The sequence below is a fragment of the Streptomyces spinoverrucosus genome (assembly GCF_006539505.1).
GTDB classification, from domain to species: domain Bacteria; phylum Actinomycetota; class Actinomycetes; order Streptomycetales; family Streptomycetaceae; genus Streptomyces; species Streptomyces spinoverrucosus.
Genome location: NZ_BJND01000114.1, coordinates 1 through 14028, shown reverse-complemented (window position 1 = coordinate 14028; position 14028 = coordinate 1). Strand labels below are relative to the sequence as shown.

Sequence of the window (14028 nt, the reverse complement as noted above, 5' to 3'; positions counted from 1 at the left end):
GGCGGGGGCCGGTCCGTTCGGTCGGACCGGCCCCCGCGGGTAAGCACTTGCCTCCTCGGGTCTGGAGGCCACCGCTTCAGATGGGGCGGTTACTGCATGACGGCCATGGCCAGCGCCCGCCGGGCGCGCCGCGAGGCGCGCTCGGCCCGGCGCTGCATCCGGCGGGCGGCCACCAGGCTCATGGCCCGGCGCTGCTCCCGCGCATCATGCAGCCGGTCGTGCATATGCGCACGAGCCAGGGCTTCTGGGATGAGTTGCATCTCTCGGGTCCTGTTCTGACGCGAGTCGTTCGCGCCGGTGGTGGTGACTTCTGGGGTCGCGGAGCCGGTGGGCTCGTTGGTGGACGGCTTCATCGGGGCCTGCTTCTGGGGGTCGTGCGTGAGGGGACGGTCGATCGTTCCTGCGGTGTTCATGCCGTGACCGGGTTCTTGCGCGGGCGGCCACGCGGCCGCTTCCGGGCGACGACGACACCCTGGACGAACAGCTCGCCACCCCAGACGCCCCAGGGCTCACGTCGCTCCTTGGCGCCGGCGAGGCAGGCCTCGATCAGCGGGCAGGTGCGGCAGAGGGACTTGGCGTACTCGACGTCCGCCGGGGACTCCGCGAAGAAGACCTCCGGGTCGTAGGAACGGCAGGGGACGGGCACGCCGAGGTTCTCGATGGCGTCGTCGAGCGCGGTGAGCGCGGTGAGCGCGGTGAGCGGGGTCAAGGTGGAGTCCTCCGTGAGGCCGGGCGGGGGGATCGTTTCCGAAGGCGGTACGGACGGGGCGTGCGCTTCGAGTTGCACGGTGTTGTCTTCCTCGTCTGGTCGTTCCGGTCGGGTTGGACCGGGTGGCGGCTGGTACCGGGTTCTTTTCTTGTCCCGAGGCCCCTTCACTCCGCCGTCCCGTTCGGGACAAACAGAAGGGCCGCGGATCCCGGATGGGGTTCCGCGGCCCTGAAGGCGCCGGCCTGATTGCCGATCAGGCTGGATCACTCCAGGGTTCTGGCCCACGGAAGGCCCACATCAGGTGGTGCTGCGTCGTCTGCTTCCGGCTTCCGGCACCGGTCGCCGTAAAGGCATAGGCCTGGGCCTGTGCCAGTACTGCTGCTTCCAGTGCCTTGGTCGGTCGCTCATCGCGCTCGCGGACGGGAAGGCCCGCGAGGGACGGGGCGGACGCCGGACGCACGGCAGGAATGCCGGACAGACCGGTGCCCGGGTTGGAGGCGCCGAGCATGCACACGGAGGCGACCGAGCGATCGGTCATTTTGACGATGCTGGTGGTGCTGTTCTTGATGCTGATCACTGGACTCGCCTCCTCTCGGCGTCTCGGGGACTGGGGTGAGCCAGTCCTACGGGTATGCAAGTACAACACGGAATCAGGGCCTCAGGAAGGCCGCTGTCCCCGTGCGTAAGAACCTATGGGGATTGCTGGGGCATGCGCAAACTATTTTTTCGACGAGTTGGTATCAGTCCCCGTCTTCCTCTCCTGCGACCTCTTGGCCTGCGCAGATGGCCAGAACATCGGCTCCGTAGCGGTTGAGCTTGCGCATCCCGACTCCTGGGATCCGGGCGAGTTCGCTCTCGTCGTCCGGGGTGGCCTCGGCGATCGCCATGAGGGTCTTGTCGGTGAAGACGCAGAAGGCGGGCTGACCGCTGCGCCGGGCCTGGATCGCACGCCAGTCCCGCAACCGTTCGTAAAGCGCCTCGTCCATGTCGGAGGGACAGTCCTCACAGCGCATCAGCTTCATCTCGCCGGCGTCGGTGAGCGTGCGTCCGCAGACGCGGCAGCGGGCGGGGGCGCGCTGGGTTCGTCTGGGCGCGACGGGAACACTTGTGCCGTTCGCTCCTCTGGAGTAGCCGCGCTCGATGCCGCCCGCGGCCCCGGCGCCGGTGCGGCTCGCGGCTGCGGCGGAGCCGGGGCGCAGTCCGTCGAGGAAGCGGCTGGGGCGGCGGTTCGGGCGGCCGCCGGGTGAGCGGGCGAGTGCCCAGGAGACGTGCAGGTGCGAGCGGGCGCGGGTGACGCCGACGTAGAGGAGGCGGCGTTCCTCCTCGACCTGTTCGTCGGTCTTCGCGTAGGTGATCGGCATCATGCCCTCGGCTACGCCGACCAGGAAGACGACGTCCCACTCCAGGCCCTTGGCCGAGTGCAGGGAGGCGAGGGTGACGCCCTGCACGGTCGGGGCGTGCTGGGCGCCCGCCCGTTCGTCGAGTTCGGCGACGAGGTCGGCGAGGGTGGCGCGGGGCTGGGCCGCGGCGAAGTCCTGGGCGAGGTTGACGAGCGCGGCCAGGGACTCCCAGCGCTCTCTGACGGCACCGGAGCCGGCCGGGGGCGTGGTCGTCCAGCCCTCTCCGGACAGCACGGCCCGGACCTGGGAGGGCAGGTCGACGGCCTCGTCGAGGAGGGAGTCGTTGCCGCCGAAGCGGGCCGCGCCGCGCAGGGCGATGCCTGCCTTGCGCACTTCGGGCCGGTCGAAGAACCGCTCGGCGCCGCGCAGTTGGTAGGGGATCCCGGCGTCGGCGAGGGCCTGCTCGTAGGTCTCGGACTGGGCGTTCGTGCGGAACAGGACGGCGATCTCGCTGGCGGGAACGCCGGAGTCGAGCAGTTCTCGGATGCGGTGGGCGGCGCCTTCGGCCTCGGCGGGCTCGTCGGTGTATTCGGTGTAGACGGGCTCGGGGCCTGCGGGGCGTTGGGAGACCAGTTCCAGCCGATGGTCGGCGGCGCGGCCGCGGGCCTGGGCGAGCAGTCCGTTGGCGAGGTGGACGACCTGGGGTGTGGAGCGGTAGTCGCGGACCAGTTTGACGACGGTGGCGCCGGGGTGGCGGGTGCGGAAATCGAGGAGGTAGTCGGGGGTTGCTCCCGTGAACGAGTAGATCGTCTGGCTGGCGTCGCCGACCACGCACAGGTTGTCCCGGTCGCCGAGCCAGAGTTCGAGCATGCGCTGCTGGAGGGGGCTGACGTCCTGGTACTCGTCGACCACGAAGTGCTGGTACTGCGCACGTACCTGGTCGGCGATGTCGTGCCGGTCCTGGAGGATGGCGACGGTCAGCAGCAGGACGTCCTCGAAGTCGATGACGGCGCGGTCCCGTTTGAGGTCTTCGTAGGCGGCGTACACCTGGGCGATCTCGGCGGGGTCGCGGGGTGCCTCGCGGCCGGCCTTCGCGGCTGCGAGCGTGTAGTCGGACGGGACGGTCTGGGTGACCTTGGACCATTCGATCTCGCCGGTGACGTCCCGCAGCTCGCCCCTGTCGAGGCGGATACGGCATGCGGCGGCCGCGTCGGCGACGAGTTGGACCTTGCGGTCGACGAGCCGGGGCATGGAACCACCGACGGCTTTCGGCCAGAAGTACTGGAGCTGGCGCAGGGCCGCCGAGTGGAACGTGCGGGCCTGGACGCCGGCGGCGCCGAGCTGGCGGAGGCGTCCGCGCATCTCGCCGGCGGCTCGGTTGGTGAAGGTGACGGCGAGCACGCTGGAGGGTTGCAGGATCCCGGCACGCACCCCGTAGGCGATCCGGTGGGTGATGGCGCGGGTCTTTCCGGTGCCTGCGCCTGCCAGCACGCACACCGGTCCGTGCAGGGCGGTGGCGACCTCGCGCTGCTCGGGGTCGAGCCCTTCGAGCACCGCGTCGGCCGAGTCCGGTACCTGCGGGAAGAGGGTGGAGTGCGTTGCTGCTGTCACACGGCCATGCTGCCAGGTCGCCGGAGACGGGTGAGCCGGTTATCCACAGGCGGGGCCCTGCAGTCGTACTAATGCGACAGGTGTCACGTCTTCAGCCCCGTAAGGCAGCACGGCACCCGCATACCCCCCTCGGGAATGGCGCCGACATGGCGTACGTTCCCTCACTGCGACCACTTCCCCGACCCGCTAAGGAGCGCGAGAGACATGCCGGGCACTGTGACGATGTACAGCACCACGTGGTGCGGCTACTGCCGTCGGCTGAAGAGCCAGCTCGACCGCGAGGGCATCGCGTACAACGAGATCAACATCGAGCAGGACCCGGAGTCCGCCGCGTTCGTGGAGAAGGCGAACGGCGGGAATCAGACGGTGCCGACCGTGCGGATCGTGCCCGTCGCGGGTGGCGAGGAGGTCGTCATGACCAACCCGAGCCTGGCCCAGGTGAAGCAGGCGCTCAGCGTCTGACCTCTCGACGGCCCTCGCTGGACGGTTTCCGGCGAGGGCCTCTTTTTGCGTCACGTCCTTCAGCAGTACGGCTGCTGATCGGTCACCGAGGACGCCACCCGCATGAAGATCCCGAAGAGCCGGAAGAGCTGAGGAACGGGCCCGGTCACCTGGACCGTGCGCGAGTCCCGCAGCGTCACTCCCGGGATCGCTTCCAGCTGGGCGGCGACCGAGGCCGACTGCCAGCGCACCGCCAGCGTCGCCGGGGACTCGTCGGGGGACGGCCGGGGCTGGAAGGCAGCGCGGCGCACGCCCTCGGCGGCAGCCTCCTCGATCGCTTTGCGGGCCTCGGCCGCGGGCCGCAGCCGGGCGCTGAAGCGGTCTCGGGCGTACTTCACGGGCACCGTCACGACTTCGGCGTCCCAGGCCGTCATCTCCGCGCAGGCCACGTCGTCACCGGACAGCATCACCACCGGAACGCCCAGCGCGGTGGCGGTGGCGTGCGCGAACCCGATCTCGCCCATGGGCCGGTCGTCCAGCCACATGTCCTCGATCTCGTGGCCCATGTAGCTGTGGCTGAGGACGCCGAGGGCGCCCGCGCGCGAGTGGTAGCCGACGCACAGCACCGCGTCGAATTCCGGGTCCAGGTCTTCGAGCATGCCCATGCGCTTGGGTTTGCCCCTGACCAGTTCCGCTTCGGGATACAGCTGGTCCACGAGCAGGTTCCGCATCGTGCTGTGTGCGTCGTTGACCAGGACCCTGGTGGCGCCGGCCGCGAGCGCCCCGCGGACGGCCGCGTTCACGTCCTCGGTCATCATGGCCCGGCCGTGCTGATAGTCCTGGCCACCGGCCTGTACGTCCTGGGCGGCCACCAGTCCGGTGACGCCCTCCATGTCAGCGCTGATGTACACCTGCACGCCCGCGTCCCCCTTCCGGCCCTCGACACCGAGAACCAATGATCACTATGCCCCCGGGCAGCGCCGCTCGTGCCCCTGTCAGATCGCGCTGCGCGTCGGCAGCGGCTTGCCGTACCACATCTCGATCAGCCGTGCGGCGATGGAGATGCCGTACGGCGGCATCACCTCGCCGCACTCGAAGGCGGCGCGCAGTTCGTCGCGGGAGAACCAGCGGGCCTCATGGATCTCGTCGCCGTCGACGTCGATCTTGGTGGAGGTGGCGCGGGCCATGAAGCCGAGCATGAGGCTGGACGGGAACGGCCAGGGCTGGCTGGCGACGTACTCGACCTCGCCGACGGTGATGCCGGCCTCCTCGCGGACCTCGCGGCGTACCGACTGCTCGATGGACTCGCCGGGCTCCACGAAGCCGGCCAGCGTGGAGAAGCGTCCCTCGGGCCAGTGGACCTGGCGGCCGAGCAGGATGCGGTCGTCCTCGTCGGTGACGGCCATGATCACGGCGGGGTCGGTGCGCGGGTAGTGCTCGGCGCCGCAGGCGGGGCAGCGGCGGATGTGCCCGGCCGCCGCGATGACCGTGCGTTCGCCGCAGCGGGAGCAGAAGCGGTGGGTGCGCTGCCAGTTCTCCAGGCCGACCGCGTGCACCATCAGGCCCGCGTCGCGCGGCGACAGCAGCAGGCCCGCCTCGCGCAGGCCCGCCGGGCGCGCGGACTGGTCCATGCGGCCGGGCAGCGCGTCCTTCTGCAGTGCGAAGTAGCTGACGCCGTCGTCGTCGATGCCGAGGAAGTAGCGGTGCGCCTCGGTGAGCGGGGCTTCGAAGGACGGGCTCATGACGAGTTCGGTACGTCCGTCGGGCGTCTCGTCGATGAGGACCTGGCCGCCGGAGACCACGAAGCAGCGGGTCGAGGGGTGGCTCCATGCCGCCGCGAGCCAGGCCTCGTCGAGCCGGTGGTGCGCGGCACGGTCGATGCCGCTGGGGGCGGTGAGCGAGATGGGTCGGTCGGCGGTGTGGTCGGTCCAGGTGGTCACGGGTGCTTCCAACTCCCCCGGTGGAACGGTTGATTCAGCGGCGGTTCAGCGGGATGTACGGCAGGCGGCGACCGGGTCCGGCGGGTCTCCGTGGTGCGGGCGGTCCTTCCAGTGTGCCCGGCGCGGGGCACTCCCTCGGCCAGGGCGGTCAGGGTGCATGGCGCCAGTGCTCGGCGAGGTCGCCCCAGAGGTACGCGGTGGTCTCGGCGCCCTTGAGGAGCAGATCGAGCTCGACCTTCTCGTTCGGGGCGTGCCAGCCGTCGGAGGGGACGGAGATGCCCAGGAAGAGGACGGGCGCGCCGAGGACTTCCTGGAGGTCGGCGGCCGGTCCGGAGCCGCCCTCGCGTGTGTAGCGGACCGGTTGGCCGAAGGCGCGGCTCATCGCGCGTACGACGGACTGCAGCGCGGGGTGGTCCAGTGGCGTCAGGCACGGGCGGGTGGCCGCCGAGAAGGCGATCTCCTGCCGGATCCCTTCGGGCACCTGGTCGGCGGCCCAGGCGCGGACGACCTGCTCGATGTGATCGGGGTCCTGGCCGGCGACCAGGCGGAAGGACAGCTTCACCATGGCCGAGGACGGGATGATCGTCTTGCTGCCCGGGCCCTGGTAGCCGCCGCCGATGCCGTTGACCTCGGCGGTGGGGCGGGCCCAGACGCGTTCCAGGGTGGTGTATCCGGCCTCGCCCTGGGTGGCGTACGACTTGGCGGTGCGCAGCCACTGCCGTTCGTCGAAGGGCAGCTCGGCGAAGAGCGCGCGTTCGCGGTCGGTGAGGTCGACGACACCGTCGTAGAAGCCGGGGATCGCCACGCGCGCGTGCCCGTCGTGGAGGGCGGCGACGAGGCGGGCGGCGGCCGTGGCCGGGTTGGGTACGGCGCCGCCGAAGGAACCGGAGTGAATGTCCTGGTCGGGGCCGTACAGCCGGATCTCGCACTCGGCGAGGCCGCGCATGCCCGTGCACACGGTGGGGGTGTCCTCGGACCACATGCCGGTGTCGGAGACGATCACCGCGTCGGCGGCGAGTCGCCCGGCGTGCTCCTCGACGAGGGCCCGGAAGTACGGGGACCCGGACTCCTCCTCGCCCTCGATCAGCAGCTTCAGGGTGACGGCCGGGGTGGTACGGCCGGTGGCGGCGAGGTGGGCGCGGACGCCGAGGGTGTGGAAGAACACCTGGCCCTTGTCGTCGGCCGCCCCGCGCGCGTAGAGGCGGTTTCCCCGGACGACGGGGTCGAAGGGGTCGCTGTCCCAGCCGTCCTCGCGTGCGGCGGGCTGCACGTCGTGGTGGCCGTAGACCAGGACCGTGGGCGCCTGCGGGTCGTCCGAGGGCCACTCGGCGTAGACCGCGGGGGCGCCCGGTGTCTGCCAGACCTCGGCGGTCGGGAAACCCGTCTCCTTGAGCCTGCTCGCGAGCCAGTCGGCGCTGCGCCGCACGTCCGGGGCGTGCTGGGGCTGCGCGGACACCGACGGGATGCGCAGCCACTCGGCGAGGTCGTCGAGGAAGGCGGCGCGGTGCTGGTCGATGTATGTGCGGACGGCGCTGTCCGGGGTCTGGCTCATGCTCACGAGCCTATCGGCCCGCACTGACACCCTGTTCGTGCGGTTCGTCACCGTACGGCTCGTCCAGCAGCAGCCGTTCCAGCGCGGCCCGGTCCGGGAGGTCGTCGGGCCGTACGACCTCGCCGGTCCGCACGTACACGAACGCGGCCGTGACCGACTCCAGGGGCACGCCCTGCTGCTCGGCCCAGGCGAGCCGGTACACGGCGAGCTGGAGGGCGTCGGCGGTTTGGCTGCGGCCGGTCTTCCAGTCGACGATCTCGTACGTCGTTCCCTCGCCGTCCCCGTCGCGGTAGACGGCGTCGATACGGCCCCGTATCACGCGGCCCGCGATGGCCAGCTGGAAGGGCGCCTCGACGCGGTAGGGCGTGCGGTGGGCGTACTCGGTTCGTTCGAACGCATCTTTCAGGGCCTGAAGATCACGTTCGTCGGCGATCTCTGCCTCGCTACCCGGCAGCTCCTCCGGCTCCAGCATGGGCAGCGTCAGCTCCTCGAAACGGGCCTCCATCCAGGCGTGGAAGCGCGTGCCGCGGCGGGCCGCGGGCTGTGGCGGGCGCGGCATGGGGCGGGCCAGCTCCTGAGCGAAGCCGTCGGGGTCGGCGGCCAGGCGCAGCAGTTGGGACGCGGTCAGCGACGCAGGCAGCACAACCTCCGTGACGGCCTCCCGCGCGCGGAGCAGCTCGCCGGTCAGCGCGTCGAGGTCGCGGTCCCAGGAGGCGATGGTGCGGGCCTCCTCGGGGGTGAGCGGGCTCGACTCGGGCAGTGGGGGGTGCGGGCGGGTGCCCTGCGTTGCGTCGGTGTCCGGGGGCGTCGCCTGGTGCGGGACGGTCGGGCGCGGGGCAACCGCGGACCCGTGAGGGTCCGTGTCCGTCGGCCGGTGCGTGTCCCAGGAGTCCCAGTCGGCCGGGTCCTCCTCCTCGTACGCGTCCCCCTCGTTGGGGATCTCGTCGTCCGGCGGTGCGGGCCAGTCCGGGTCGTCGTATGTGTCGGGGTCGTGTACGGCGGCGGGGTGGCCGGTGTCGTGGGTGGCGAGGGCGTCGAGGTGGGCCAGGACCGTCTCGGCCGCCGCCCGGCGCCGGGCCAGGGCGTCGGTGTCCAGGGGCAGGGGCCACAGCTGGTCGGCGGTCGCGTTGTGGAGGGCCGGGTTCTCCTCGTCCTCGGCGGGTTCGTCCGCCCACGCCTCGATCTCGCCGTGACCGGCGGCGCAGTGGTCGTAGAGGGCGAGGAGGAAGTCGGAGGGGCCGCGGGGCTTCTTCTGGGTGGGGCCCCACCAATGGCCGGAGCCGAGGAGCAGGGAGCGAGGGCGGGTGAAGGTGACGTAGCCGAGGCGGAGTTCCTCGGTGTGCTGATGGTCCTTCATGGCCTCGTGGAAGGCCTTCATCCCGCGCGCGTCCCACGTCTGGATGTCGGGCAGTGTGTCGGCGTCGCCGCGCAGTTCGTGCGGGAGCACCTTGGCCTGGGCGGTCCACTTCTCGCGGCCCTGGCTGCTGGGGAACGTGCCGGTGACGAGCCCGGGCACGGCGACGACGTCCCACTCCAGGCCCTTGGACTTGTGCCCGGTGAGCACCTTGACGGTGTTCTCGCCGCCCGGCAGCGCGTTGTCGAGGCCCTTCTCGTACTGGGCGGCGGTGCGCAGGAAGCCCAGGAAGGCGAGCAGGCCGGCCTCGCTCTCGTTGGCGGCGAAGGAGGCGGCGATGTCGAGGAAGTTGGACAGGGTTTCGCGGCGGCGGGCGGCCAGGGCGTGCGGGGACGCCGACAGTTCGACCTCCAGGCCGGTGACGGCGAGGACGCGGTGCAGGACGTCCATGAGCGGGTCGGACAGGGAGCGGCGCAGGTCGCGGAGTTCTGCGGCGAGGCGAGCGAACCGCACGCGCGCGTCCGGCGAGAACGGCAGCCCGTCGTCGTCCCCGCCGCCCTCCAGCGGGGTCTCCAGGAACGTGTCCAGGGCGTCGGCGAGCGAGATCACCTCGGCCGGGTCGACGCCCTCGACCGCCTCGGCGAGCCTGCGGTCGGGGTCGTCGTCCCCCTTCACGCGCGCGTGGGACACGAGCAGACGGGCGCGTCGGCCCAGCAGGGCGAGGTCGCGTGGGCCGATGCGCCAGCGGGGGCCGGTCAGCAGGCGGACCAGGGAGGCGTTGGCGCCCGGGTCTTGGAGCACTTCGCAGACGGCGACCAGGTCGGCCACCTCGGGCAGGTGCAGCAGCCCGGAGAGGCCGACGACCTCGACGGGGATGTCGCGGGCGACGAGGGCGCCCTGGATCTCCGCGAAGTCGGTCGCCGTACGGCACAGGACGGCGATCTCGCCGGGCTCCTTGCCGGTGCGGACGAGGTGGGCGATGGAGTCGGCGATCCAGTCGATCTCCTCGGCGTGGGTGCGCAGCAGGGCGCAGCGGACGATGCCGTCGCGTTCGGCGCCGGGGGCCGGGCGGAGGGCCTCCACGCCCGCGTGCAGGGCGCGCAGCGGCTCGGCGAGGCCGTTGGCGAGGTCGAGGAGGCGGCCGCCGCTGCGGCGGTTCTGGCTCAGCGCCTGTCGCTCGGCCTTGGTGCCGTCGGGGTGGGCGAAGTGCTCGGGGAAGTCGTCGAGGTTGGCGACGGAGGCGCCGCGCCAGCCGTAGATGGCCTGGCAGGGGTCGCCGACGGCGGTCACCGGGTGGCCGGTGCCGCCTCCGAATAGGCCTGCCAGGAGGACGCGTTGGGCGACGGACGTGTCCTGGTACTCGTCGAGGAGGACTACCCGGAACTCGTCGCGCAGGATGTGGCCGACGTCGGGGAGTTGGGCCAGCTGTGCGGCGAGGGCGATCTGGTCGCCGAAGTCGAGCAGGTCCCGCTCGCGCTTGGCGGTCCGGTAACGCAGGACCAGTTCGGCGAGTTCCCGGCGCGCGGCGGCGGTGTCGGGGACCTTGCGCAGGTCGGCGTTGGTGAGTTTGGCGCCCTCCAGCGTGCGCAGCAGCTCGGCGTCCCACACGCGCAGGTTTTCGGGGCGTACGAGGTGTTCGGCGAGCTCGGCGTCGAGGGCGAGGAGGTCGCTGACCAGGTCCGGGAAGGAGCGGGTCAACGCGGGGTAGGGTCCCGGGGCTTCGCGCAGGACGCGCGCGGCGAGCTGGTAGCGGGTGGCGTCGGCGAGCAGGCGGGAGGTCGGTTCGAGGCCGATGCGCAGGCCGTGGTCGGTCAGCAGGCGGCCCGCGAAGGCGTGGTACGTGGAGATCACCGGCTCGCCGGGCGGATTGTCCGGGTCGATGACGTCCGGGTCGGTGACGCCCGCCTTGACGAGCGCCTTGCGGACCCGCTCGGCGAGTTCTCCGGCGGCCTTGTTGGTGAAGGTGAGGCCGAGCACCTGTTCGGGTGCGACCTGGCCGGTGCCGACCAGCCACACCACGCGTGCCGCCATCACCGTCGTCTTGCCGGACCCGGCTCCGGCCACGATCACCTGCGGGGCGGGCGGCGCGGTGATGCAGGCCGTCTGCTCCGGGGTGAACGGAATCCCGAGGAGCTCCTTGAGCTGCTCGGGATCGGTGATACGTGCGGACACCTTTCAGAGGCTAGCGGCGGGCACTGACAACGGATGCCCGATCGGCCGCCGGGGCGGGAGAAGCGCAAGTCAGCCCATGTGGTGCCGTATGTCACTCGACCACGTGGCGTCCCTCGGGGCGTGCGCTGCACGACGCCCGGAATGCGCAGTGTGTGCAGTGCTGGCCGGTCGTCGGCGTGAAGCGTTCGTCGAGCACCTTGCCCGCCGCCGTGGCCAGCAGGTCGCCGACCCACTCCCCCTTCAGGGGTTCCTGGGCCTGCACCTTGGGCAGGGTCTCGCCGCCGTCCCGTTGGGCGGCGCCCTGGCGGAGCTGCACCAGTTCGGCGCCGCCCGGCTCGGGGCGCACGCCGTCGAACGCCTCGTCCACCGCGCCCTCGCGTACGGCCAGCTGATAGACGGCCAGCTGGGGATGGCGGGCCACCTCCTTGGAGGTGGGCGCCTGCTTGCCGGTCTTGAAGTCGACGACGTACGCGCGTCCTTCGCCGTCGGCCTCGACGCGGTCCATGGAGCCGCGGATGCGCACCTCGTAGTCGCCCGCTTCGAGGGTGACGTCGAAATCGTGCTCGCTCACCACCGGCGCACGCCCTGTGCGGTCCATCACATGCCACTTGAGGAAGCGTTCGAGCGCCACGCGCGCGTGCTGCTTTTCCTGCGCCGACTTCCACGGGGCGTCGAAGGCGAGCGCGTTCCACACCGAGTCGAGACGCTCCATGAGGACGTCGAGGTCGGCGGGGCTGCGGCCGGAGGCGACCTCGTCGGCGAGGACGTGCACCACGTTGCCGAAGCCCTGGGCGGCGGTGGCGGGCGCGTCGGCCTTCACCTCACGGCCGAGGAACCACTGCAGGGCGCAGGTGTTGGCGAGCTGGTCCAGGGCGCTGCCCGACAGTACGACGGGCTGGTCGCGGTTGCGCAGCGGCACCTTGGACTCGGTCGGCTCGAACATGCCCCACCAGCGGTACGGATGTGCGGACGGGACCAGTGGGCGGCCGTCCGCGTCGGCGAGCGCGGCGAGCCGGGCCAGGCGGCGGGCGGCGGCCTCCCTGAGCGCGTCCGACGCGCGCGGGTCGACGGTCGTGGCGCGCAGTTCGGCGACGAGCGCGGCGACGGACAGCGGGCGGCGCGGCCGGCCGGTGACGTCCCTGGGTTCGACGCCGAGTTCGGTCAGGAAGCGGGAGGGCTGGTCGCCGTCGTCGGCGGGGGCCTTCACCGCGGTGACGACGAGGCGTTCACGCGCGCGGGTGGTGGCGACGTAGAACAGGCGGCGTTCCTCGGCGAGGAGTGCTCCCGGGGTGAGCGGTTCGGCGAGCCCGTCGCGGCCGATGCGGTCGGCCTCCAGGAGGGAGCCGCGGCGGCGCAGGTCCGGCCAGAGGCCCTCCTGGACGCCCGCCACGACGACCAGGCGCCACTGGAGCCCCTTGGAGCGGTGCGCGGTCATCAGGCGTACGGCGTCGGGCCGTACGGCACGCCCCGAGAGGGTGTCGGCGGCGATGTCCTCGGCCTGCAGCTCCTCAAGGAAGTTCAGTGCGCCGCGTCCGCCGGTGCGCTCCTCCGCGCGGGCCGCGGTCGCGAACAGCGCGCAGACGGCGTCCAGGTCGCGGTCCGCGTTGCGTCCGGCGGCGCCGCCTCGGCGGGCGGCCCGCTCCAGACGCGCGGGCCACGGCGTGCCTTCCCACAGGTCCCACAGCGCCTCCTCGGCCGTACCACCGCCCGCGAGCCGCTCACGCGCCTTCTGCAACAACGCGCCGAGGCGCTGGGCACCGCGCGCGTAGGCCGGGTCGTGCGCCACCAGACGCTCGGGTTCGGCGAGCGCCCGCGCGAGCAGCTCGTCCGACGGCGGCGGCACGGCGTTGCCGCCCGCCCGCTCCTCCTCCCGCAGGGCCCGCCCAAGCCGGCGCAGGTCGGCGGCGTCCATGCCGGCGAGAGGTGAGGCGAGGAGGGTGAGGGCGGTCTCGGTGTCGAGCCAGCACGGGCTCTGCCCGGACTCCCCGGAGAGGTTTCCGTTTTCTCCCGGTACGTCCGTATCGGAGGCTGGTACGTCCGTGTCGGCGGCTGGTACGTCGGTATCGGCGGCCTCAATCGGTACGTCTGCGGCCTCGCCCCAGGTCGATCCACCCTCGGCCTGGGTGCGTCCCTCCGCCTCCGCCTCCGCCACCGCCCGCAGGGCCGTGAGCAGCGGCGCCACCGCCGCCTCATGGCGCAGCGGCACATCGTCGCCGTCGATGTCGAGGGGCACGCCGGCGGCCGTGAGGGCGCGGCGGACGGTGGGGATGGTGCGGGATCCGGCGCGTACCAGGACCGCCATCTCACCCCACGGGACGCCGTCCTCCAGATGGGCCCGGCGCAGGATGTCGGCGATGTTGTCCAGCTCGGTGCCGGGCGTCGGGTACGTGTAGACCTCGACGCGGCCGCCGTCCCTTATGGGAGCCAGCTTGCGATGGGCGCGGACCTTGTCGGCCGGGAGCCGGGTGAGCGGCATGCGCTGGGTCAGCAGCCGAGTCGCGGTCAGCAGGGCGGCGGAGGAGCGGCGGGAGGTCCGCAGGACCTCGACGGGGGCCGGGCGGCCGTCCGCGCGCGGGAAGGCGCCTGGGAAGTCGAGGATGCCGTTCACGTCCGCGCCGCGGAAGGCGTAGATCGACTGGTCGGGGTCGCCGAAGGCGACGAGGGTGCGGCCGTCGCCGGCCAGGGCGTGCAGCAGCCGCACCTGGGCGGGGTCGGTGTCCTGGTACTCGTCCACGAACACGGCGTCGTACCGCGCGGCTAGCTGCGCCGCGACCTCGGGGCGGCGGGCGAGGAGCACCGCGCGGTGGACCAGTTCGGCGTAGTCGAGCACGCCCTGCAGGTCGAGGACGTCGAGGTACTCGGCGAGGAACGCGGCCGCGGCCCGCCAGTCGGGGCGGCCGATACGGCGG

At 72.1% G+C, this 14028-nt stretch carries 10 protein-coding genes; 1 reads left to right on the top strand and 9 read right to left on the bottom strand.

Going from position 1 to position 14028, the window contains the following annotated elements; translation table 11 throughout:
* Positions 1-89: 89 nt before the first annotated feature.
* The 4 genes from SSP24_RS40800 to SSP24_RS40785 all read right to left on the bottom strand — a co-directional run bounded on the left by SSP24_RS40800 (position 90) and on the right by SSP24_RS40785 (position 3660).
* Positions 90-413, bottom strand: coding sequence for a putative WhiB-interacting protein (locus SSP24_RS40800; RefSeq protein WP_141316076.1), 324 nt, complete (start codon positions 411-413; stop codon positions 90-92).
* Positions 410-787, bottom strand: a complete 378-nt coding sequence (locus SSP24_RS40795; RefSeq protein ID WP_141316074.1) for a WhiB family transcriptional regulator — start codon at positions 785-787, stop codon at positions 410-412. Before SSP24_RS40795 ends, SSP24_RS40800 begins: the two co-directional genes overlap by 4 nt.
* A gap of 175 nt (positions 788-962) precedes the next feature.
* A complete protein-coding gene (locus tag SSP24_RS40790) occupies positions 963-1286 on the bottom strand; it encodes a hypothetical protein (RefSeq protein ID WP_167529858.1) in 324 nt (107 codons plus the stop codon).
* Between the two features lie 163 nt (positions 1287-1449).
* Complete coding sequence (locus SSP24_RS40785; protein WP_141316070.1) at positions 1450-3660, bottom strand: ATP-dependent DNA helicase UvrD2; 2211 nt, start codon at positions 3658-3660, stop codon at positions 1450-1452.
* A 204-nt stretch (positions 3661-3864) separates the two neighbouring features.
* Between SSP24_RS40785 and SSP24_RS40780 the strand changes: the two genes are divergently transcribed.
* Complete coding sequence (locus SSP24_RS40780) at positions 3865-4122, top strand: mycoredoxin (protein WP_141316067.1); 258 nt, start codon at positions 3865-3867, stop codon at positions 4120-4122.
* Between the two features lie 59 nt (positions 4123-4181).
* On the opposite strand, the gene SSP24_RS40775 is transcribed toward SSP24_RS40780, so the two are convergent.
* From SSP24_RS40775 to SSP24_RS40755, 5 genes are all read right to left on the bottom strand, one after another.
* Positions 4182-5018: a M55 family metallopeptidase gene (locus tag SSP24_RS40775; RefSeq protein ID WP_141316065.1), complete on the bottom strand. Its 837-nt coding sequence runs from the start codon at positions 5016-5018 to the stop codon at positions 4182-4184.
* Positions 5019-5096: 78 nt separating this feature from the next.
* A complete protein-coding gene (gene nudC / locus SSP24_RS40770) occupies positions 5097-6041 on the bottom strand; it encodes an NAD(+) diphosphatase (RefSeq protein WP_167529857.1) in 945 nt (314 codons plus the stop codon).
* A 148-nt stretch (positions 6042-6189) separates the two neighbouring features.
* Positions 6190-7593 (bottom strand): dipeptidase, encoded by a 1404-nt coding sequence (locus tag SSP24_RS40765; protein ID WP_141316063.1) that lies wholly within the window; start codon positions 7591-7593, stop codon positions 6190-6192.
* Between the two features lie 10 nt (positions 7594-7603).
* Positions 7604-11119, bottom strand: coding sequence for an ATP-dependent helicase (locus SSP24_RS40760; protein ID WP_141316061.1), 3516 nt, complete (start codon positions 11117-11119; stop codon positions 7604-7606).
* Between the two features lie 91 nt (positions 11120-11210).
* A partial coding sequence (locus tag SSP24_RS40755) for an ATP-dependent helicase (RefSeq protein WP_141316059.1) occupies positions 11211-14028 on the bottom strand: 2818 nt, incomplete at its 5' end.